19 protein-coding genes are annotated in these 20,594 nt (G+C 69.8%); 11 read left to right on the top strand and 8 right to left on the bottom strand.

Features of this window, described 5'->3' with window-relative positions; all coding sequences use genetic code 11:
• Positions 1 to 33 precede the first annotated feature (33 nt).
• Entirely contained in the window at positions 34 to 1,254 is a 1,221-nt protein-coding gene (locus IPK71_22405; GenBank protein ID MBK8216491.1) for a hybrid sensor histidine kinase/response regulator, read from the top strand.
• Positions 1,251 to 2,375: a cysteine desulfurase gene (locus tag IPK71_22400; GenBank protein ID MBK8216490.1), complete on the top strand. Its 1,125-nt coding sequence runs from the start codon at positions 1,251 to 1,253 to the stop codon at positions 2,373 to 2,375. Before IPK71_22405 ends, IPK71_22400 begins: the two co-directional genes overlap by 4 nt.
• A gap of 60 nt (positions 2,376 to 2,435) precedes the next feature.
• Here the strand turns inward: IPK71_22400 and IPK71_22395 are convergent, their stop codons facing one another.
• Positions 2,436 to 4,169, bottom strand: coding sequence for a hypothetical protein (locus IPK71_22395; GenBank protein ID MBK8216489.1), 1,734 nt, complete (start codon positions 4,167 to 4,169; stop codon positions 2,436 to 2,438).
• Complete coding sequence (locus IPK71_22390; protein MBK8216488.1) at positions 4,166 to 5,437, bottom strand: histidine--tRNA ligase; 1,272 nt, start codon at positions 5,435 to 5,437, stop codon at positions 4,166 to 4,168. The genes IPK71_22395 and IPK71_22390 overlap by 4 nt, the downstream gene beginning before the upstream one ends.
• A 210-nt stretch (positions 5,438 to 5,647) precedes the next feature.
• Between IPK71_22390 and ruvX the strand changes: the two genes are divergently transcribed.
• Both ruvX and mltG read left to right on the top strand, forming a co-directional pair.
• On the top strand, positions 5,648 to 6,064 hold the full coding sequence (gene ruvX, locus IPK71_22385) for a Holliday junction resolvase RuvX (GenBank protein ID MBK8216487.1): 417 nt from the start codon (positions 5,648 to 5,650) through the stop codon (positions 6,062 to 6,064).
• Complete coding sequence (mltG, locus tag IPK71_22380; protein MBK8216486.1) at positions 6,061 to 7,200, top strand: endolytic transglycosylase MltG; 1,140 nt, start codon at positions 6,061 to 6,063, stop codon at positions 7,198 to 7,200. Before ruvX ends, mltG begins: the two co-directional genes overlap by 4 nt.
• 17 nt (positions 7,201 to 7,217) lie before the next feature.
• Here mltG and IPK71_22375 read toward each other — a convergent pair whose 3' ends face one another.
• Entirely contained in the window at positions 7,218 to 8,192 is a 975-nt protein-coding gene (locus tag IPK71_22375; protein MBK8216485.1) for a DUF2183 domain-containing protein, read from the bottom strand.
• Between the two features lie 77 nt (positions 8,193 to 8,269).
• Between IPK71_22375 and IPK71_22370 the strand changes: the two genes are divergently transcribed.
• From IPK71_22370 to pgl, 3 genes are all read left to right on the top strand, one after another.
• Positions 8,270 to 8,761, top strand: coding sequence for an EamA family transporter (locus tag IPK71_22370; GenBank protein MBK8216484.1), 492 nt, complete (start codon positions 8,270 to 8,272; stop codon positions 8,759 to 8,761).
• Positions 8,762 to 8,887: 126 nt separating this feature from the next.
• Positions 8,888 to 10,891, top strand: a complete 2,004-nt coding sequence (gene tkt / locus IPK71_22365; GenBank protein MBK8216483.1) for a transketolase — start codon at positions 8,888 to 8,890, stop codon at positions 10,889 to 10,891.
• 100 nt (positions 10,892 to 10,991) lie between these two features.
• On the top strand, positions 10,992 to 11,714 hold the full coding sequence (gene pgl / locus IPK71_22360; GenBank protein ID MBK8216482.1) for a 6-phosphogluconolactonase: 723 nt from the start codon (positions 10,992 to 10,994) through the stop codon (positions 11,712 to 11,714).
• 115 nt (positions 11,715 to 11,829) lie between these two features.
• Here the strand turns inward: pgl and IPK71_22355 are convergent, their stop codons facing one another.
• Entirely contained in the window at positions 11,830 to 12,861 is a 1,032-nt protein-coding gene (locus IPK71_22355) for a ketoacyl-ACP synthase III (GenBank protein ID MBK8216481.1), read from the bottom strand.
• A 184-nt stretch (positions 12,862 to 13,045) separates the two neighbouring features.
• On the opposite strand from IPK71_22355, the gene IPK71_22350 reads away from it, so the two are divergent.
• Both IPK71_22350 and IPK71_22345 read left to right on the top strand, forming a co-directional pair.
• Positions 13,046 to 13,693: a hypothetical protein gene (locus tag IPK71_22350; protein ID MBK8216480.1), complete on the top strand. Its 648-nt coding sequence runs from the start codon at positions 13,046 to 13,048 to the stop codon at positions 13,691 to 13,693.
• A gap of 88 nt (positions 13,694 to 13,781) precedes the next feature.
• A complete protein-coding gene (locus tag IPK71_22345; protein ID MBK8216479.1) occupies positions 13,782 to 14,150 on the top strand; it encodes a PilZ domain-containing protein in 369 nt (122 codons plus the stop codon).
• A 4-nt stretch (positions 14,151 to 14,154) separates the two neighbouring features.
• Here the strand turns inward: IPK71_22345 and IPK71_22340 are convergent, their stop codons facing one another.
• The 4 genes from IPK71_22340 to aceB form a co-directional block, all read right to left on the bottom strand.
• Entirely contained in the window at positions 14,155 to 14,652 is a 498-nt protein-coding gene (locus tag IPK71_22340) for a thioredoxin family protein (protein MBK8216478.1), read from the bottom strand.
• Between the two features lie 8 nt (positions 14,653 to 14,660).
• On the bottom strand, positions 14,661 to 15,251 hold the full coding sequence (locus IPK71_22335) for a hypothetical protein (protein ID MBK8216477.1): 591 nt from the start codon (positions 15,249 to 15,251) through the stop codon (positions 14,661 to 14,663).
• Between the two features lie 127 nt (positions 15,252 to 15,378).
• Complete coding sequence (gene aceA, locus IPK71_22330; protein MBK8216476.1) at positions 15,379 to 16,638, bottom strand: isocitrate lyase; 1,260 nt, start codon at positions 16,636 to 16,638, stop codon at positions 15,379 to 15,381.
• Positions 16,639 to 16,687: 49 nt separating this feature from the next.
• Positions 16,688 to 18,295, bottom strand: a complete 1,608-nt coding sequence (aceB, locus tag IPK71_22325) for a malate synthase A (GenBank protein ID MBK8216475.1) — start codon at positions 18,293 to 18,295, stop codon at positions 16,688 to 16,690.
• Between the two features lie 181 nt (positions 18,296 to 18,476).
• Here aceB and IPK71_22320 point away from each other — a divergent pair, with 181 nt between their 5' ends.
• Both IPK71_22320 and IPK71_22315 read left to right on the top strand, forming a co-directional pair.
• Positions 18,477 to 19,979 carry a DUF2083 domain-containing protein gene (locus IPK71_22320; protein MBK8216474.1) on the top strand — a complete coding sequence of 501 codons (1,503 nt, stop codon included), beginning with the start codon at positions 18,477 to 18,479 and terminating at the stop codon, positions 19,977 to 19,979.
• Between the two features lie 138 nt (positions 19,980 to 20,117).
• Positions 20,118 to 20,519, top strand: coding sequence for a hypothetical protein (locus IPK71_22315; protein MBK8216473.1), 402 nt, complete (start codon positions 20,118 to 20,120; stop codon positions 20,517 to 20,519).
• Positions 20,520 to 20,594 lie beyond the last annotated feature (75 nt).

Genomic DNA, 20,594 nt, shown 5'->3' with positions numbered 1-20,594 from the left:
GGTCCCGCGGCTCGTGCCCCGGAGCGCTTTTCCATGGCCCGCGTTCTCCACATCGAAGACGACCCTCGCAATCGCTTGCTCGTCCGGAAGCTGCTCTTGGCCGAGGGGCACGAGGTCGTCGACGCGGCCGACGGCGTCGAGGGGGTCCGGCTCGCGCTCGCCGAGCGCCCCGATCTCGTCCTCGTCGACATCAACCTCCCGGGTCTCGACGGGTACGAGGTCACCCTCCGGTTGCGAACCGAGGCGGCGCTCGCGCGTGTGCCCATCATCGCGATCACGGCCGAGGGCGACCGCGAGACGAGCCTGGCCGTCGGGTGCGACGGTTTTCTCCAGAAGCCGATCGACGCGCGGAAGTTCGCCGCGGAGGTCGGGCGGTACCTGAAGGGGTTTCGGCCGAGCCTCGTCTCGTTCTCGGACGCCACGGGTGAGCGGCTTCGTATGCAGAGCGGGCGCATCGTGGCGCACCTCGAGCAGAAGGTGGCCGAGCTCTCGGCGGCGAACGAGCGGCTTCGGGACATGGACCGGCTGCGCGTCGAGTTCTACCGGAACGTGTCGCACGAGCTCGCGACGCCGCTCACCCCCATCGTCGGCTACCTGCGCATGCTGCTCGACGAAGAGCTCGGCGACGTGAACAAGTCGCAGATGAAAGCGCTCCGCGCCATGGACGACTCGGTGCGCAGGCTCCGTGGCGTGCTCGACAACCTCGTCGACGTCACCGCGCTCGAGACCGGGAAGATGCGCTTTTTCCACCGCGACTACGACTTCGTGGACACGGTGCGCCGCACGCTCGCCCACTTCGCCGACAAGGTCGACGAGAAGAAGCTCACGCTCCTCGAGGAGCTCCCGAAGGGCGGCCTCGAGGGGTACTCGGACTCGGATCGGCTGAGCCGAGCGATCGGGCAAATCGTCGATAACGCAGTGAAATTTGCGCCCGACGGCGGGATCGTCGGGGTCTCGGTGAGCTCGACCCCCGACACGTTCGAGGTCGTGGTGGCCGACACCGGAGAGGGCGTCCCCGAGGACCGCGCCGAGCGTATCTTCGAGCCGTTCTACCAGGTCGACGGCTCGGTCACGCGGGCGTTCGGCGGCGTGGGCGTCGGGCTCGCGATCGCGCGCAAGGTGGCGCGGGGCCTCGGCGGCGACGTGGTGCTCGTCCCGGAGGGCGCCACGATCGAGGGCATGTTCCTCGGTGGCGGCTGCTTTCGGCTCTCCGTGGCGAAGCGCGCGCCGCAGCTCGTGGCCGAGGGCGCATGAGCGCCCGTGTGTACCTCGACTGGAACGCGACGACCCCGCCGAGGCCCGAGGTGATCGTCGCGATGGGCGAGGTCATGCGGACGGCGTGGGCGAACCCCGCGAGCGTTCATGGCGATGGGCGAGCCGCGCGGCGGCACCTCGAGGCGGCACGGAGCGCCGTGGCTTCGCTCTTCGGGTACGACGGGCGCGACGTCGTGCTCACGTCGGGGGGCACCGAGGCGAACAACCTCGCGCTGCGCTCGGCGTTCTCGCGCGGCAAAGGCGGCGTCCTCGTGACGTCGCGCGCCGAGCACCCGTCGATCGTGCGGGTCGCCGAGGCGCTCGCGTCCGAGGGCCTCTGCGACGTCGTGTGGCTCGGCCTCGAGGCCGGAGGGGTGGTGCGGCTCGGGGAGCTCGAACGTGCGCTCGGGGCGGGCAACGTCCGCCTCGTCGCGCTCCAGGCCGTGAACCAGGAGACGGGCGCCCTCCAACCCGTCGCCGAAGCGATCGCGCTCGCGCACCTCGCGGGCGCCAAAGTCCACGTCGACGCCGTGCAGGCCGTAGGGCGCGTGAGCCTCGATTTCGTGTTCGGCGCGGACACGATCGCCATCGCGGCGCACAAGGCGCGGGGCCCGAAGGGGATCGGGGCGCTCGCGACGAAGCCCGGGGTAAAGCTCCACCCGTACGTGTTCGGGGGCTCGCAGGAGCGTGGCCTCCGGCCCGGCACCGTCGATCCCGTGGCGGCTGCGGGGCTCGCCGCGGCGCTCGCCTTCGCTGCCACGGGGCCCTCGCGGTATGCGGCCCTCGCGGCGCTCCGTGACGGCTTCGAGGCGCGCCTCGCCACGTTCGCCGAGAGGCCTCCCGCGCTCTCTCCCCCGGCGCGCGCGCCGCACGTGACGAGCCTTCTTTTCTCGGGGTGGGAGGGGCCGGAGCTCGTCGCCGCGCTCGATCTCGAGGGCGTCTCGGTGTCGAGCGGGAGCGCGTGCAGCGCCGGTACGGCCGAGCCGTCTCCCGTGGTCGCCGCGCTCCTCGGTGCGCGTGCGCGCGAAGCGGTCCGCGTGTCGATGGGCGAGGACACGACCGAGGCCGACGTCGAGCGCGCCCTCCACGCCTTCGAGAAGGTGCTCGAGCGCGGGCCATGACGTGCGGCTCATGTGCCGATACGATTAGAGAATCTGGCGCCGTTTCATGGCGCCTTGCCGTCAGCGTGCGTTCGGATCGAACGGGGCGACCTTCGTGTCGGTCCCCGAGAGCGTGATCGGCAACCAGAACGCCTTGATCTGCGAGAGCGAGCCCTGGCGCTTGTAGCCCGCGAGGCCGAAGAGGACGTTCCAGAAGTACCCGGCCGGGTTTTCGCCGTACGAGAAGAGCGGCGCGAAGTGGAACTGCCAATCGAGGCCGGTCCCGCCTGCGGCGCGCTTCTGGAGGTAGACGGTGTTGCCCGCGACCTGCGTGATCTCTTGGGTCTTCGTGTCGGCGAAGCGCCAGAAGAACGGGAACGCGACGGTGGCGCGGGATTTCGGGCTCGTGAAATCCCACAAGAAGGGGGCGAGCACGGTGTGCGACGAGCTCTCGCTGCGGCCGAGGTAGAGGATCGGGTGGAGGTCGGTCTCCCAGCCCTTGTACCCGCGCGAGACCGTGAGGTTCGGGAAGGCCCAGTACATGCGGGACTCGCCGAAGCGCTCGAACCGCGCGAAGAGCGGCGTCCAGAGCGTCTTCCCTTCGGGGCTCCTGTCGCCGTAGTAGAAGGGAAAGACGCCCGTGGCGTGGAAGTCCGTGTCCTTGTCCTCGTAGCCGTAATAAAGCGGCACGATCGGGCCGGCCGTGGTCAGGCTCGTGCGGCCTGCGCGCGTCGTCGAGTGCACGAAAAACGGCGTGACGGTCGTGTCGACCGTGGGGGTCGTGCGGTGGAGGTACCCGGGGAACGCGAAGAGGTTCTGGGTCGGGGACGTGCCGTAGTGGAAGAACGGAAAGAGCGTCGTGTGCGACTCACGCACCCCGCCCGTCTCCGGCTTTCCACGGATGCTGAAGTAGAACGGGGCGATGTCGAAGACGAAGCGCTTCGGGTCCTCGTGCGTGATGACGGGGCCCGCCACCGTGAAGCTGCTCTCGTCGGCCTCGCGCTCGCGGTGGTAAAACGCGAGGGGCGGAATGAGGGTGTAGGTCTTGCGACCCCCCTCGACGTTCCCGTTGTCGCCCTGGAAGAAGAAGGGCGCCACACCGCGGTCGACGTCGCTCCCGGTGCGATCGCGGAAGTAGGGGCCGATCAGGGTGAACGCGCCGTCCTTTCCCCAGTGCGACGACGTGAGGAGGAGCGGGAAGTGGAAGTAGCCGCCGTCCTTCCGGGCGCCCGTGAAGGCGAGCGGAGCGACCCAGTTGTCGTGCTCGCCGGGCGCCTCGCGGTGGGCGAGCGGCCCGAGCACGAAGGTGCGGGAGTCGTCGTCCCGGACGTGCCACGCGAGCGGAAACACGATGTCGCGGTCGTGACGTGGCGACCTTCGCCGGTAGTAGAGGAGCCCGAAGAGCGACTCGGTGTCGGGGGCCGAGACCTTCGTCGGCGCGTCGGCCGCGGGGGCGCCCCGGGTGTGCTCGAGGTAGAAGGGCGGGAGGAAGCGGAACCGGTAGTCTCCGCGCTCTTCTTCGTAGAGGGGAAAAAAGGAGCGCTTGAGCCTCCCGACGGGGCTCGGCGTCTGGTCGACGTCGTCGGAGCCGATGCGATCTTTGATCTCGTCGGGCACGGCGAGCGGATCGTCCGGCGCCTTCGACTGCGGCTCGGACCGCATGGGGGCCTTGCCGTCGTCGTCGTCCTGGGCGCTCGGATCGCCTTGTCCCGGAGGCGGGGGAGCCGGGCGGCCTCGGCCTCGCGGGGCCTGCGCGAGCGCCGTACCGGGGAGGAGCGCGAGCACGAGCGCGGCGAGGGCCGCCCTCCGGCTCACGACGTCGCCCCCGCGAGCCGCGCGGAGAGGTGGGCGACGAGCGCGCCCCGAGGGACCTTCTCTTGGGTGTGCGCGGCGAGGTCCTTCACCTCGACGACGCCGTCGGCGAGCTCGGACTCGCCGAGCAAGAGGGCGTAGGGCGCGGCGAGGCCGCTCGCGCGGCGGAGCATGGCCTTCAGCGTCGCTCCGCGTGTGTCGACCTCGGTCGCGATGCCGGCGGCGCGGAGCTCGCGCGCGAGCGACAGGGCGGCGGACGTCGTGCCCGTGCCGAGTGGAGCGACGAAGCACGTGACATGAGGCTCGACGGGGGAATCGTCCGTGGCGATGAGCAGGCGCTCGAGCCCGCCGGCGAAGCCGATGGCAGGCACGCTCGGGCCCCCGAGCTCCTCGACCATGCCGTCGTAGCGGCCTCCGCCGATGAGCGTGTCACCCGCGCCGAGCTTCTCTTTTGCGCCTTTGATCTCGAAGAGGGTGCGCGTGTAGTAGTCGAGCCCTCGGACGAGCTTCGGGTCGACCTCGAAGGGGACGTCGAGCGCGGTCAAGTGCTCGAGAAGATTGGAGAAATGGGCCTTGTCAGCGTCGTCGAGCACGTCCTCCAGGCGGGGGGCGCCTTCGAGGGCGGTGTGGTCCTCGGGGGCCTTCGAGTCGAGGATGCGGAGCGGGTTCTTCTCGAGGCGCTTCTGCGACTCTTCGGAGAGCGTCGCCCGCTTCGGGTCGAGGTAGGCCCGGATGGCCTCGGCGTAGGCGACGCGCGTGCCTTTGCCTCCGATCGAGTTGACGAGCACGCGCGGCGAGGTGACCCCGGCTTCGCGCAGGAACGCAGCGAGCTCGGCGATCATCTCCGCGTCGGTCCCCGGGCCGGCGTCTCCGAAGCACTCGGCGCCGTATTGCCAGAACTGGCGGTACCGGCCGGCTTGGGGCCTCTCGGCGCGGAACATGGGGCCGAGGTAGTACCAGCGCGAGACGGGCTCGCGGTTTTGCACCTTGTGCTCGACGTACGCTCGCACGGCGCCTGCGGTGCCCTCGGGGCGGAGGGCGAGCTCGTCGTGGTGGCGAGAGAAGGCGTACATCTCCTTCTCGACCACGTCGGTCACTTCGCCGATCGTGCGCACGAAGAGGCCCTTGTCCTCGACGAAGGGGGTGCGCACCTCGCGGTAGCCGGTGAGGGCCATGGCGCGCCGGAAGAGCGCTTCGAGGCGGTGCCACCGAGCGATCTCGCCCGGGAGCACGTCGTTCATGCCTTTGACGGCGCGGAAGGAAGAAGCCATGGTCGCGAGCGGCCGCGGCCGCGGGCGGACTTTTGCCCGCTCGGCTCTTTGGGGTCAAGCGTTTCGGCCCGCGCCCTGCCGGGGCGACGGCCTTTCCCCCCGCGTGCCTCTCTGCTAAGCCCGAGCGCCGTGAAGAGGGAGCGTCCCGCGGACGCGGGCTCGGGCGCCCCGGCCGGGCCGCGCGAGAGACCGAAGAAGAAGCGCAAGCCGATCCGCGCGTGCGCCCTCGACTTGGGCGGCGTGCGTGTGGGGATAGCCCTCGCCGACGAGCTCGGCATGTATGCCCACCCGCGCGGAGTCATCCTCGCGAAGCCGCGCCCCGAGTTTCTCGCGAGCCTCCGCGCGTTCGTCGAGGACGAAGGGGTCACGCACATCGTGTGTGGGCTCCCGCTCGACATGAAGGGCGGCGAGGGGGACGCCGCCCGCCGGGCGCGCCTCCTCGCGCAGGAGATCGCCGACACGTGCGGGGTCGACGTCGAGCTTTGGGACGAGAGGCTGACCACCGTCGAGGCTCAGCGCGCGCTCGCGGCGAGCGAGGTCTTCGGAAAGAAAGCGAAGGCGCGGATCGACGAGGCCTCGGCCGTGACCATCCTTCAGGCCTGGCTCGACCGCGAGGGAGGGTCATGAGCACGGGAGAGGGGCGCCGAAAGAAGCGACATCGCAGCGGGTCGAAGTCCGCCTCGAGAGCCGAGGGGGGCGTCGGGCGGGCGCTCCGGGTCGTGCTGGTCGTCGTCGGGGCGCTCTTCGCCTTGGCCTCGAGCGGCATTCTGCTCGTGTACCCGTCCGGGAAGGGGCCCGGCGCCGGCAAGGCCGTCGTCGTCGAGGTCACCGCGGGCGAAGGCGCGTGGGCGCTCGCCGACAGGCTCGCGTCCGCGGGCGTCGTCGCGAGCCCGAGGCTCTTCGCCCTCTACGCGACGACCCAAGGCGGCACGAAGGGCATCGCCCTCGGCAAACACCTGCTCACGGACGACGCCGGCCCCGGCGAAATCCTGAGGCGTCTCCAGCGGTTCGGCATGGCCGAGCGCGCCAAGGTGACCTTCCCCGAGGGGTTCACGCGCTTCGACATGGCCCGCCGGCTCGAAGAGAAACACGTGTGCACGCAGGCCGCGTTCCTCGAGGAGACCACCCGCCCGGAGCTCCTCGCCGAGCTCGGGCTCGAGGGCTCGGCCGAGGGGTACCTCTTCCCGGCGACGTACGACTTCGTGGCCGACTCCGACCCGGCCGACATCGTCCGTCGCATGAAGAACGAGATGGACAAGCGCCTCGCGGGGCTCGAGGTGGCGCACGCCGCGTCGCGCGCCCAGCTCGCCGCGCAGCTCGGCTGGACCACGCGGCACTTCGTCACCCTCGCGAGCATGGTCGAGAAGGAGGCCGCGGTCGACGAAGAACGCCCGATCGTGGCGAGCGTGTTCGTGAATCGCCTCCGCGAGCCGTCGTTCAAGCGGAAGGTCCTCCAGTGCGACCCGACGGCCGGGTACGGCTGCCTCGTGATGCGGGCCCAGATCCCGGCGTGCGCGAGCTACGCGGGGAAGATCACCCACGACATCAACTTCGCCCCCGAGAATGTGTACAGTACATACACGCACGAGGGCCTGCCGCCAGGGCCCATCGGGAACCCCGGCGTGAAGAGCCTCGCCGCCGCGTTCCAGCCGGCGAGCACCCGCTACTTCTATTTCGTCGCGCGAGGGGGAGGGCGGCACGCCTTCTCGGAGACGCTCGACGAGCACAACGCCGCCGTGCGCGAGTCCGGCTCGAAGCACTGACGAAGCGCGTGGCGCGGTCAGCGGAGGGGAGCGTCGAGGAGCGATGCCATGCGCGCGTCGTCGAGCGCGAGGCCCTCCTCCTTCGCCGCGAGCATGACGCTCTTCGCCTCGTCCCTGGAGAGGAGCCCGAGCCCGAGGAGGAACGACGCGGCCTCGGCGTACGAGGTGTGGAGCTTCTGGCCCTCCACGCGGGCGGGCGGGACCTCGGCCGTGACCTTGTGCATGAGGATCGCGGCGACGCGCGCCGGGTGGCGGCTCGCGATCGTGCGGTAGACCTCGGGATCGCGTTGGGACGTGTCCCCGAAGAAGACGAACTTTTTGTCTCCCGTGCGCGCGAGCACGGCCTCGATGTCGCGGACCTTCTCGGGCTCGGCCACCCACGGCATGCCCCCGAGGCCCGTCTCGATGGTGCCGGTGGGCACGCCGTGCCGCGTGAAGTAGGCGGGGATCTCGGTCACCCGCTCGGGCTTGCGCGCCGTCACGTAGACGACGTCGTTCGGGGGGTCGCCGCCGAGCGTGTCGAGGAGAGAATAGAGAGTCTTTACGCCAGGATAGGGCGCCTTCGAGAGGTCCGGTTTCGCCTCTGGCGCGACCGTTTTGTCGATGTCGGACACGACGCCGAGCGCCTGCCTGGGCCCACACGCGCGCGCGACCCGCGAGGTTTCTTTCGCGTAGGCCAAGAGCGCCGAGAGCGTCTTCGGACCGACGAGGGGGACGTCGTCGATGGACTTGAGCGTCGCGTAGGGCCGCCCCGCGACCAGGTTCTCGGCGGCGCGGCGGTCGATCTTCGCGGCCTCGTCGAGCTCCTTCACGCTCGCCGTGTTGGCCACGTCGCGCATGCCCTGAGCCTCGCAGCTCGACTCGGCCGGTGCCTTCCACGACGTGGCGTCGTCCTCGCTCGTCGCCTCCTCCGGCGACACGGCTGCGGTGCACGAAAGGAGGGCAGACGTCGCGAGGGTGGCGAGGAAGCCAGGTCGGAGGGGCGCGCGCATGGCCCTTCCTATGCCGTGAAAGCGGGTCACGCGCCACGGGCAACGCGTGCGGGGGACGATCCAGGTAGGCTCGCCGCATGCAAGCTTGGCTCGTCGCCGCTCTCGCGGGCGCGGTTTTTGTAGGTGCACACTACACGCTCTTGCGCGCCGCTTCGGGGAAAATCGGGGATTCGCTCGGGGCGTTCGTGCTCGAGGCCACGGCGGCGCTCGGGATCCTCGTGGCCCACGCGCTCCTGCCGAAGGCCGAGGGCGCGCCCACGACGAAGCCCGGGATCGCCTTCTCGGTCGCGAGCGGGCTCTGCATCTCGGCCGTCAGCATCTTGCTCTTCTACGCGCTCCGGAAGGGCGGCCCGGTCGCCACGACGGGCACGATCGTGCTCGGCGGCGGCGTGACGCTCTCGGCCGCGCTCGCCCCTCTGCTCTTCGGGGAGTCGTTCACGCTTCGGCGCGCGGTGGGCGTCGGCCTCGGCGTGCTCGCGATCGTCGTGCTGTCGTTCGACACGAAGCCCGCCCAGAGCCCCCCGGCCGCGACGAGCGCAGAAGGCGCCCACGGAGGTCCGAAGGGCTGATCCGGAGGTCGTCGCGCGCGACTTCGACGGAGCCGTCGGCGGATGCCCTTGCGTCGCGGGCCGAGCCAAACGAAAGTACGCCCGCCGGCCCCCCGAGGGCCCCCGCCGATGCCCCAAGGAGCGCCGATGAAGCCGTTTGATCCGAAAGCCGAGAAGCTCGCCGTCGACACCATCAAGACGCTCTCCATCGACGGAGTCGAGAAGGCCCAGAGCGGCCACCCCGGGACGCCCATGGGGCTCGCCGACATCACCTTCGAGATCTTCGCGAAGCACCTGCGCCACGACCCCAAGGACCCCACGTGGCTCGGCCGGGACAGGTTCGTGCTCTCGTGCGGGCACGCGTCGATGCTGCTCTACTCGATCCTGCATTTGACCGGGTACGACCTCTCGCTCGACGATCTCAAGGCGTTCCGCCAGTGGGGCTCGAAGACCCCCGGGCACCCCGAGCACATTCACCACACGCCCGGCGTCGAGACCACGACCGGCCCCCTCGGTCAGGGCATCGCGAACGGCGTGGGCTTCGCGCTCGCCAGCAAAATGAAGGCGGCGCGCTTCGGCGAGCCCTTCGCCGCGCAGCGCACCTTCGTGGTCTGCTCGGACGGCGACGTGATGGAGGGCGTTGCGGCCGAGGCGTCGAGCATCGCGGGGCACCTCGGGCTCGACAACCTCGTGCTCGTCTACGACGACAACCGCATCACGATCGAGGGCGACACGAGCCTCGCGTTCACGGAGGACGTGGGCAAGCGCTACGAGTCGTACGGGTTCTTCGTCCAGCACGTCGACGGCCACGATCGCGCCGCCGTGTCGAAGGCCCTCGACGCGGCCAAGGCCGAGAAGGGGCGCCCGTCGTTCATCGTCGCGCGCACCCACATCGCGAACGGCGCGCCGAACGCCCACGACACGTCCGAGGCGCACGGCGCCCCGCTCGGCGCCGAAGAGATCGCCCTCGTGAAGAAGGGGATGGGCTTCGACCCCGACAAGACGTTCTTCGTCCCCGAAGAGGTGTCCGCGCTCTTCCGTGGGCGCCTCGCCGAGCTCGCCGAGGAGCGGGCCGCGTGGGAGAAGACCTACGCCGCGTGGCGCGCCTCGAACCCCGAGAAGGCCGCGGCGCTCGACGCCCTCGAGGCCCGCGCCGTCCCGGCCGACGTGTACGAGAAGCTCCTCGCGGCGCTCCCCACGAAGGACGACGCGACCCGCGGCCTCTCGAACACGATCCAGCAGAAGGTCGCCGAGCTCGTCCCGAGCCTCGTCGGTGGCTCGGCCGATCTCGCCCCGTCGACGAAGACCCTCATCAAGGGCGCGGGCTCGGTCGGGCGCGGCGAGTTCGCGGGCCGGAACCTCCACTTCGGCATTCGAGAGCACGGCATGGGCGGCATCGTGAACGCGATGGCGCTCGCGGGGGGCTTCCTGCCCTACGGTGCAACGTTCCTCGTCTTTAGTGACTATATGCGCGGAAGTATTCGGCTTTCTGCCCTCGGAAAGCTCCAGGTCGTGTGGATTTTCACGCACGACTCGATCTTCCTCGGCGAGGACGGACCGACCCACCAGCCGGTCGAGCACGTGTGGTCTCTCCGCATGATCCCGAACCTCTACGTCGTTCGTCCGGCCGACGCGATGGAGACCGCCGCGGCCTGGGCCCTGGCGCTCGGCCGCAAGGACGCCCCCACCGCGTTCTCGCTCACGCGCCAGAAGGTCCCGACACTGGCGCGTCCGGCGGGCTTCGATCCGAAGACGATCCTCAAGGGCGCCTACGTGCTCGAAGAGGCCGAGGGCGGCGCTCCGGATCTCGTCTTCGTGGCGACGGGCAGCGAGGTCGGGCTCGCGGTCGGCGCGGCCAAAGAGCTCCGCGAGGCCGGCCGAAAGGTGCGCGTCGTGTCGGCGCCGTGCCTCGAGGCCTTCGCCGCCGAGCCCAAGGCCTACCAGGACGCGGTGCTTCCGGCCGGCGTGCCCACCGTCTCGATCGAGGCCGGCCGGGCCGAGCCGTGGAAGGCGATCGTCGGCCGCGACGGGCTCGCGATCGGCATCGAGTCGTACGGCGCGAGCGCGCCCGACAAGGTCCTCGCCGACAAGTTCGGCCTCACCGTGCCGCACGTGGTCGCGAAGGTGAAGACGTACTTGGCCTCGCGCTGAAGGGGCCGAGGGGGCGGTCGCAAGCATCGCCCCCCCGCCTCGCAGCGCCGGATCGCGTCGGCGATTGCACAAGCGCGGGTGTGCCCTTAGGCTCGCGCTCGTGACCACTCAAGTCGTTCCGGGGAAGCTCTTGGCCGTCCGTGACGCGGAGAGCGGGGCCGCCGAGGCCGCCAAGCTCTTCGCGCAGGTGCTCGTGCGCGCGATCGAGGCGCGTGGCTCGGCGTCGATGGCCGTGAGCGGCGGGTCCACGCCGCTCCCGGCGTACCGTGCGCTCGCGGGCTACGAGCTCCCGTGGGACAAGGTGCGGCTCTTCTGGGTCGACGATCGCGCCGTCCCGGCGACGCACGAACGGTCGAACGCGCGCGCCGTCCGCGAGGCCTTCGGTGAGCTCGCTTTTGCAGGGGTTTTTCCGATGGACGGCGGCGCCGCCGATCTCGACGCGGCTGCCAAGGCCTACGCGGAGACGCTCGTCGGGGAGCTCGGGGGCGCGCCCCCGGTGCTCGATCTCGTCGTGCTCGGCGTGGGAGACGACGGCCACACGGCCTCGCTCTTCCCGGGAGATGCGGCGGTCGCCGACACGACGAGCCTCGTGTTGGCCGTGCCGGCGACCGAGACCCGCGAGGCGAGGCTCACCCTCGGGCGCGCGGTGCTGGCCGAAGCGCGGAGCTCGTACGTGCTCGCGTTCGGAAAGAGCAAAAACGGCCCGCTGGAGAAGGCTTGGGCCCTCGGTGGTGACGTGAGCGAGTGCCCGGCGCGGATCACGCGCACGTTCAAGGGCAGCCTCACCTGGCTCGTCGATCGCGCGGCGGGCGGCATCGGCTGACACGGGCGCACGCGCCAACGAGCCCCTTACGAAACGACGCGCGGCCTCCGGCCTAGAGCCGTGGACCGCGCGTCGCCACACCGTGACCGTCGCTGCTCGCGGCGGCCGCTCGCGCTCAGAAGTCGATGAGCACCGCGCCCCACGTGAAGCCGGAGCCGAAGGCGACGGCCGCGCACTTCATGCCGGGTTTGAGCCGGCCGGTCTCGAGGGCCTCGTGCATGAGGGTCGGGATGGTGGCGGCTGTCGTGTTGCCGAACTTCTGGATGTTGTGGATGCACTTCTCGTCGGGGATGCCGAGCGTCTGCTGCACGTACTGGTTGATGCGCAAGTTCGCCTGGTGAAACAGGAAAAAGTCGATATCGGTGCCCGTGATGCCGGCCTCGCTGCAGCACTCCATGAGCCCGCCGATCATGCGCTCGACGGCGTTCTTGAAGACCGTCTTGCCCTCCATCTGCGGCCAGAGCATCACCGGATCGACCTCGCCGTTGCCGCGCTCGTTCACCGGGATGTAGGGGCGCTTGCGGATGTCCCACACCTTCAGGGCGAGCGTGTCGGCGTAGCGACCGTCGGCCCCGAGCTTGAAGTGTCGAATGCCCTTGTCCTCGTCGGTCCCCGAGACCACGACGGCTCCCGCGCCGTCTCCGAAGAGGGAGGTCACGGAGCGGCCGCGGGTCGAGAAGTCGAGCGCTGCGGAGTGCGTCTCCGCGCCGACGACGAGCACGTGCTTGGCCGCGCCGGACCGCACGAGCCCGCTCGCCGTGGCGAGGCCGTAGAGGAAGCCCGAGCACTGGTTGCGGATGTCCATCGCCGGGACGAACTTGGCCTTGGGGCCCTCGCAGTAGCCCATTTTCTGCTGAAAATAGACGCCGGCGCCGGGGAACTGGTGCTCGGGCGACAGCGTCGCGAAGAGGATCATGTCGATGTCCTCCTTCTCGAGCCCGGCGTTCTTGATGGCCATCTGCGCGGCCGGGACGGCGAGATCGGCCGAGCCGACACCCTCTTCGGCGTACCTGCGCTCCTCGATCCCGGTCCGCTGAAGGATCCACTCGTGGGTCGTATCGATCCCGTACTGCGTGCGGAGGTCGTCGTTCGTGACGACGCGGGGCGGGACGTACATTCCGGTGCCGGAGATGAATGCGTTCTTCACGGGCGCTCCTTGGGGTCGGCGCGCGATCGCCGACGTTTCGCACACGAACTATCGCGCGAAACCGGCCACGGAAAGGGGTTTTTTCGACGAACGAGACGCGGGATGGACACGCCACGTGTGGGGAACTTGGCCACCTCGGTTCCTGCGGGAGATGCTCGCGAGGCTCGCCCGAGCGGAGGCCCACGTGCGAATCTGCCCTGAATTTCCCTGCGACAACCCCAAGCTCGCCTGCTCCACCCGAGAGACGCCCGCGTTCGTTTTGCGGCGCGCGGAGGTCGAGCGCGGGCCCGTGGTGGACGAGCGGCCCAGCGGGATCTTCGCGAAGAGCGGCGTCCCGTGCGAGCCCGACGACGTCATCGAGGACGCCCTCCTGCGCGCGCCGGTCATGCCCCTTCCGCCGGAGCACGGGGAGGTGATCGAGCTCTCGGCCGACGGCCTCGCCGAAGATGGCCTCGAGCCGGTGGACGATCCCTTCACCGCCGACCTCCTCCCTGCGATCGCCGACCTCTCGGGGGCGCGCGCCGCCTTCGCCATCGAGCTCTTGGAGGCCGAGATCGTCCCCGAGGACGCCTCGGTCCGCGCGGCGCTGCGCTCGTTCGGGATCGCCGGAGAGGCGGGGCTCACCCCGGCGTTTCGGACGGCGGTCACGGGCTGGCGGGCCGTCTTGCGCGGGGATCTCGACGACGTCTCGGCGTGCGGGGGGCGCATGCTCGACGAGTGGGCAGCCGAGGTGGTGGCCGCGGTCCGGGGCGAGCCCGAGCGGGTCGCCGAGCTCCGGAGGGGGCTCCGGGCGCGTGGCGTGTGTGCCTTCGGGCTCGTTCGGGCCGCCTGACGATTCTCACGCGTTCGGGCGCGAGGCGAGACAGGGCCCTTGAATGCGGTCGGCGCCTTCGGCAGAGTGACGAGGAGAGGGAAGCCCCATGAGCGATGCATCCAACGCGAACAAGGACCGGCGCGTCGAGGAGCGTTTCGCCACGTACGTGGCCGTCGAGATCGAGGGGCAAGGCAAGACGTCGCGCTTCGGCGTGACCCGAGACGCGAGCGGCGGAGGGCTGCTCGTCGCGACCCCGAGCCGTTTCGACGTGGGCACCGAGCTCACGCTGCGGCTCCACGACACGGCCGGGAAAGAGGCGGCCGCCGTGAAGGCGACGGTCGTCCGCGTGGACGAGACCGACGTCCACTCCGACGAGCCTTGGCGCTACCGGCTCGCCGTGAGGTTCGAGGACCCCGAGTCCGCCGCGGTCTTCCTGGCCGAGCGGGTCGGTACGATCCCGCCTCCCGGCGGCTGAAGGTCTACCGCCCGAGGAGCTTCTGGAGGCGAGGGGTGATCTCGGCGACGGCGCCGGGCCCCTTGATCGAGCCGGCCATGCGTCGCTCGGACCCGCGTCCGTCTTTTTCGGGCACGACGAAGAGGGGCACGTACGTGGAGGCGTAGCCCGCCGCGGCGAGGCGAGGGCCGTCGTCGTCCGCGTCGAGCTCGAGGATCGACACGTCCCCGAACGCGCCATCGAGCTCGCCCGCCTCGGCGGCCTTGTGGAAGTACTGGCAGGGCTCGCACCATCGCGCCCCGACGTAGACGAGCGGTGTCCTCCCTTGGGCCTCGGCTGCGCGCGCGTGGGCCGCGACGACGTCGACGAGCTTGCCGGGGCCGGCGCGCGTGAAGGTGAGCTTCTTCGCCGTCGTGGGCTTCGGGCTCGCGGAGGCCGTCTCCCGCGAGGGTTTGTCGTCGACCCGCGAGCACGCGCTCGCGACGAGCCCGAGCGACAAGGCAAAGAGGAGCGTGCGAAACACGGATTCCCTCAACGTTTCGCGGGGTTCCAGCGGCTCGCGACCTCGTCCCACGAGGGCAGCGCGTCGTCCGGGCGGGCCTGGAGCACGCGGACCCGCACGACGACCCTGTCGACCGCCGACGTGTAGCCGTGCTTGCGCCCGCGCGTGAACATCGCGGCCATGCCGGGGAGCGGGAGGGGATACGCGTAGCGCACGAAGTCCTTCTCGCGACGCCTGCCGCCGCCGAGCCGGGAGCCGAGCATGGCGTGATCGGCCTCGGGTTTGCCCGTGGCGCGATCGATGATCTCGAAGCAGATCATCTGCGAGTCGATCCCGTAGATGTGGTGCCGGGTCCACACCTCGATGGCCCGCCAGGTGCGCCGTGGACCCGTGGACGTGTGGTGATCGCGGATGACGTGGAACTCGACCTCGTCGGAGCGGATGCTCTCGGGCGGGATCGACATCGGCGGGATCATCGACGCCGTGGCCGGCTCGTCGGCCGAGGTCGGCTCGTCGTCGAGCTCCTCGCGGGGGATCGGCGGTCGGGACGGGCGACGCTCGGGCACGGCGACGCCGGCCATCTTTTGGGTCTCGGTGAAGCGCTTCTTCTCGGACGCCATCTCGGTCTAGCGACGGTAAACGGAACACACGTTCAAGGCGAGAGGAAGCGTCGCACGGAACGAGAAAACGGGCTCGGAATGGCTCCCGAGCCCGCTCTCGATGGCTTGGCCCGCGAGGGCCGCCGCTTCAGAACTGGTGCGCTTCGGTCGAGTCGTGGAGGGCGAGGGTGGAGGCCTTGCCGCCCGAGATGACCTCGGCCACCTGATCGAAGTACCCGGTCCCCACCTCGCGCTGGTGGCGCGTCGCGGTGTAGCCGTCCTTCTCCGACGCGAACTCACGCTCCTGGAACTCGCTGTAGGCCGCCATGCCGCGGGCCTTGTAGTCCTTCGCGAGCGTGAAGACGCCGTGGTTCAGCGCATGGAAGCCCGCGAGGGTCACGAACTGGAATTTATAGCCCATGGCCCCGAGCTCGATCTGGAACTTCTTGATCGTCGCGTCGTCGAGGTTCTTCTTCCAGTTGAACGACGGCGAGCAGTTGTAGGCGAGGAGCTTGTTCGGGAACTTGGCGCGGATGCCCTCGGCGAACTGCTTGGCCTGCGCGAGGTCGGGCGTGGAGGTCTCGCACCAGACGAGGTCCGCGTAGGGGGCGTAGGCGAGGCCGCGCGCGATGGCGGTCTCGACGCCGCTCTTGATCTTGTAGAAGCCCTCGGCCGTGCGCTCGCCCTTCAGGATGAAGGGGTGATCGCGCTCGTCCACGTCGCTCGTGAGGAGCTTCGCGCTGTCGGCGTCCGTGCGGGCGACGAGGATCGTCGGGACGTCCATCACGTCGGCCGCGAGGCGAGCCGCGGTGAGCGTGCGGATGAACTGGCTCGTCGGGACGAGCACCTTGCCGCCCATGTGGCCGCACTTCTTCTCGCTCGCGAGCTGGTCCTCGAAGTGCACGCCCGCGGCGCCCGCCTCGATCATGCCCTTCATGAGCTCGAACGCGTTGAGCGGGCCGCCGAAGCCGGCCTCGGCGTCCGCCATGATGGGGAGGAACCAGTCGTACTGGCTCTTGCCCTCGGCGTGCTCGATTTGGTCGGCGCGCTGGAGCGCCTGGTTGATGCGCTTGACGACGGCGGGCACGCTGTCGACGGGGTAGAGCGACTGGTCGGGGTACATCTGGCCGGCGGTGTTCGCGTCGGCCGCGACCTGCCAACCCGAGAGGTAGATGGCCTTGAGGCCCGCGCGCACGTGCTGCACGGCCATGTTGCCGGTGAGGGCGCCGAGCGCCGCGACGAAGGGCTCGTCGTGGAGGAGCTGCCAGAGCCGCTTCGCGCCCCGGCTCGCGAGCGTGTACTCGATCTTCACCGAGCCACGGAGCTTCTGAACGTCGGCCTGCGAGTACGGGCGGACGATGCCTTCGAAGCGCTTGGCGAGGGCGTCGTTCTGGGTCGTAGCGGTCATCGGGTCGTCTCCTTCTTGGGTCACGTAACGGTTCGAAATGCTTGATGAATCAGGCGCCCGACGCCACGACGGCGGCGTACGCGGGGACGGTGAGGAACTCTTCGAACGTGGGCTCGGTCGAGAGCTTCTCGAAGAGGGCGCGGGCCTCGGCGAACTTGCCGCTCGTGAAGCGGGCCTCGCCGACCTCGGCGCGGATGCGGGCGAGCTCGTCGTCGAGGATGCTCGCGAGGCGCGCCTTCGTGACGACGCTGCCGTCGTCGAGCTTGGCCTCGTGACGGATCTCTTGCCACACCTGGGCGCGCGAGATCTCGGCGGTCGCGGCGTCTTCCATGAGGTTGTAGAGGGGCACGCAGCCTTGGCCGCCGAGCCAGGCCTCGACGTACTGCACGCCCACGCGCACGTTGTGGCGGAGGCCCTCTTCGGTGCGCGTGCCCTCGGGGATGCCGAGGAGGTCGCGCGCCGTGACGAGCACGTCGTCCCGCGTCTTCGCGAGCTGGTTTTTTTCGGGCATGTGCTCGTCGAACACGGCCATCGCAACCGGCACGAGGGCGGGGTGGGCGACCCAGGTCCCGTCGTGGCCGTTCTTCGCCTCGCGGAGCTTGTCGGCGCGGACCTTGTCGAGCGCCGCTTGGTTCTTCGCCTCGTCGCCCTTGATGGGGATCTGCGCGGCCATGCCGCCCATCGCGTGCACGCCTCTGCGGTGGCACGTCTTGACGAGGAGCTCCGAGTAGGCGCGCAAAAAGCCCTTGTCCATCGTCACTTGGGCGCGATCGGGCAGGAGCGCCGACGGCTCGTGCGCGCGCTTCTTGATGAACGAGAAGATGTAGTCCCAGCGGCCGCAGTTGAGGCCGGCCGAGTGCCGCCGGAGCTCGAAGAGGATCTCGTCCATCTCGAACGCCGCGGGAAGGGTCTCGATGAGGACCGTGGCCTTGATGGTGCCCTCGGGGACGCCGAGCGCCGCCTGGGCGTGCACGAACACGTCGTTCCACACACGCGCCTCGAGGTGGCTCTCGAGCTTGGGCAGGTAGAAATACGGGCCCGTGCCGCGCGCGAGCTGCTCCTTCGCGTTGTGGAAGAAGAAGAGGCCGAAGTCGAAGAGGCTCCCGGGGCACACCTCGCCGTCGACGGTGACGTGCTTCTCGTCGAGGTGGAGCCCGCGTGGGCGCACGAAGAGGACGGCGGTGCGTTCGGCGAGCGTGTACGTCTTGCCCGCGCCCTCGAACGTGATGGTCCTGCGGACCGCGTCGAAGAGGTTCTTTTGACCTTCGATTTGGTTTTCCCACGTGGGGCAGGTCGCGTCCTCGAAGTCGGCCATGAAGACCTTCGCGCCGGAGTTCAGCGCGTTGATCACCATCTTGCGATCGACGGGGCCCGTGATCTCGACGCGGCGGTCGAGGATGTCCGGCGGCGTGGGATCGCACACCCAGTCGCCCTCGCGGACGTGGGTCGTGTCGCGGAGGAAATCGAAGGACTCTCCGGACTCGAGCCGCGCTTTCCGAGCTTTGCGCGCCTCGAGCCGCTCGCGGATGCGAGGCCCGAACTTGCGCGCGAGCTCGGCGACGAACGCGAGCGCCTCGGGAGTGAGCACCGCGGCCGCGGACGGCGTCGCGGGGGCGTTGAGGGCGACACCTGGGGGGAGGGGGAGAGACTCGGGCATGGGGACGTCCTCGTTCGTGGCGTTGACGCGGTCCGACGTGCGACGCCGTTGACAATGCGATTGGTTCTGTCACAAGTCAACAAACGTTGTGACACGGCCTAGAAAGCTAGGTTCATGGTTGTAAAGTGAAGTGTGTCACATTGTAAATGTTGAAAACATTCCAGCATGATCGAGGAATGACATGGCGCGAGTGACGCAGTCGGGCAAAGGGCCGAGCGCGGACGACAAGGCGCGAGCACGCGACGGTGGCCCGAAGCTCGGCGCGAAGGTGCGCGGGCATCGCCGCACGAAGAACCTGAGCCAGGTCGAGCTCGCGGAGCGCCTCGGCATCTCGGCGAGCTACTTGAACCTCATCGAGAACAACCGCAGGCCGCTCCCGGCGCCGCTGCTCATCAAGCTCGCCCAGATCTTCGACCTCGACCTCCACGCGTTCGCGGCCGACGAGGACGCCCGGCTCGTGTCGGACCTGACCGAGGCGTTCGCCGATCCGCTCTTCGAGGACGAGGACCTCACCTCGGTCGACGTGCGCGAGATGGCCACGGCGAGCCCCCAGGCGTCACGTGCGGTGCTCTCCCTCTACAAGGCCTACCAAGCCGCCCGAGAGACCGCCGACAACCTCTCGTCGAAGCTCGCCGGAGGGGAGGACCTCGGCGTGGTCGACAGGTCGCACATCCCCACGGAAGAAGTGTCCGACTTCATTCAGAAAATGTCGAACTTCGTGCCCGAGCTCGAGGCCGGCGCGGAGGCTCTCTGGAGGGAGGCCGAGCTCGGCACCGAGGACCTCTACCAGGGGCTCCTTCGGTACCTCGAGCGCGCCCACGGGGTGACCGTCCAGATCGCGCGTTCGAGCGCGGGGCGCGGGATCCTGCGCAGGTTCGACGCGAGCCGCGGGGAGCTCGTGCTGTCGGAGCTCCTCCCGACGCGGACGCGCACCTTCCAGGTCGCGCACCAAGTGGGCCTCCTCACCCAGCGCGCCGTCATCGACCGGCTCGTGTCCGATGGGCGCCTCACCACACCCGAGAGCCGCGCGCTCGCTCGGGTGTCGCTCGCGAACTACTTCGCAGGCGCCGTGCTGATGCCGTACGACGCGTTCATGTCGGCGTGCCGCGAGGAGCGCTACGACCTCGACGTCATCGGCCGCAGGTTCAAGGTCGGCTTCGAGCAGGTGTGCCACCGGGTGACGACGCTCCGGCGCCCTGGGAACGAGGGTGTCCCGTTCCACATGGTCCGCATCGACGTGGCGGGCAACATCTCGAAGCGGTTCAGCGCCTCGGGCATCCGGTTCGCGCGGTTCTCGGGGGCGTGCCCGCGGTGGAACATCTTCAGCGCGTTCCTCACGCCGGGCATGATCCGCATCCAGATGTCTCGCATGCCCGACGGGGTCGCCTATTTCTGCCTCGCGCGCACCATCCAGAAGGACTCGGGCGGCTACCACGCGCAGAAGCCCGTGCAGGCCATCGGGCTCGGCTGCCAGGCGCAGTACGCGAAGGAGCTCGTCTACTCGGACGGCATCGATCTCTCGAACCCCGACACGTGCATCCCGGTCGGGGTCACGTGCCGCATGTGCGAGCGCACCGACTGCGAGCAGCGGGCGTTCCCGTCGTTGAAGCACCCGCTGACCGTGCTCGAGGACGTGAGGGGCGTCTCGCTCTACGCGCCGGTGTCCGAGGGGCGGCGAGGGTAGCGGGCCCGGCCGCGACGCGCCTCCGGGGGCGCGCTGCGAGAACACGAGTGCGCGAGGTGCGCGTGTCTCCTCACGATTTCGACGACACACGGTTGAACCACGGTTGAACGAAGCGCCCCTTGCCTCTACCGTCGCGGCGTGCCGGACCCTGACGAATCTCTCATCCCGAAATACGAGGCGGAGCTCGCGAGGCTCGTCGCCCTGAAAGGCACGCTCGATCTGGAGGAGCGGCGTTTCCGGTGGCTGCCGGTCGCGGGCCTCGTCCTCGGTGTCGTGGTGGGCGTGGCGACGAAGATCGGGTACGGCGTGCTCACCTTCGCCCTCTCGGTCGTCACCTTCGGGACGGGGATCTACCTCACGCGCGTGCACCACATGGAGCGCGACTTCCACATCGAGCGCGCCCGCAAAGAGCTCGAGCGCCTCAAGGCCCGCGTGAAGGCGCGGAAGGCGGAGGCCGCGAGCCTCCCCGAGGGCGCGGGGGGCGCGGACGGCGCGGAGCAGGCTTCGGACGCGAGCGTGGGCGATTCGGCATCTGGCTGAGAGACGCGGCGCCTCGTACGCGGGCGCTCCCGGAAAACCCGCGTCTCGGTGTGGTTCGAGCTTGCAAGATCCGCC

It is taken from the genome of Myxococcales bacterium (assembly GCA_016712525.1).
Lineage (GTDB): Bacteria > Myxococcota_A > Polyangia > Polyangiales > Polyangiaceae > JAAFHV01.
This window is presented reverse-complemented; position numbering and strand designations above follow the sequence as displayed.

Excerpts from the sequence above, each read along its gene's own strand:
- IPK71_22345 (MBK8216479.1), top strand. The coding sequence starts at position 13,782 with ATGAGCGATGCATCCAACGCGAACAAGGACCGGCGCGTCGAGGAGCGT.
- IPK71_22320 (MBK8216474.1), top strand. The coding sequence starts at position 18,477 with ATGGCGCGAGTGACGCAGTCGGGCAAAGGGCCGAGCGCGGACGACAAG.
- IPK71_22375 (MBK8216485.1), bottom strand. The coding sequence starts at position 8,192 with ATGCGCGCGCCCCTCCGACCTGGCTTCCTCGCCACCCTCGCGACGTCT.
- mltG (MBK8216486.1), top strand. The coding sequence starts at position 6,061 with ATGAGCACGGGAGAGGGGCGCCGAAAGAAGCGACATCGCAGCGGGTCG.
- IPK71_22390 (MBK8216488.1), bottom strand. The coding sequence starts at position 5,437 with ATGGCTTCTTCCTTCCGCGCCGTCAAAGGCATGAACGACGTGCTCCCG.
- tkt (MBK8216483.1), top strand. The coding sequence starts at position 8,888 with ATGAAGCCGTTTGATCCGAAAGCCGAGAAGCTCGCCGTCGACACCATC.
- IPK71_22405 (MBK8216491.1), top strand. The coding sequence starts at position 34 with ATGGCCCGCGTTCTCCACATCGAAGACGACCCTCGCAATCGCTTGCTC.
- aceB (MBK8216475.1), bottom strand. The coding sequence starts at position 18,295 with ATGCCCGAGTCTCTCCCCCTCCCCCCAGGTGTCGCCCTCAACGCCCCC.
- IPK71_22400 (MBK8216490.1), top strand. The coding sequence starts at position 1,251 with ATGAGCGCCCGTGTGTACCTCGACTGGAACGCGACGACCCCGCCGAGG.
- IPK71_22335 (MBK8216477.1), bottom strand. The coding sequence starts at position 15,251 with ATGGCGTCCGAGAAGAAGCGCTTCACCGAGACCCAAAAGATGGCCGGC.
- IPK71_22370 (MBK8216484.1), top strand. The coding sequence starts at position 8,270 with ATGCAAGCTTGGCTCGTCGCCGCTCTCGCGGGCGCGGTTTTTGTAGGT.
- aceA (MBK8216476.1), bottom strand. The coding sequence starts at position 16,638 with ATGACCGCTACGACCCAGAACGACGCCCTCGCCAAGCGCTTCGAAGGC.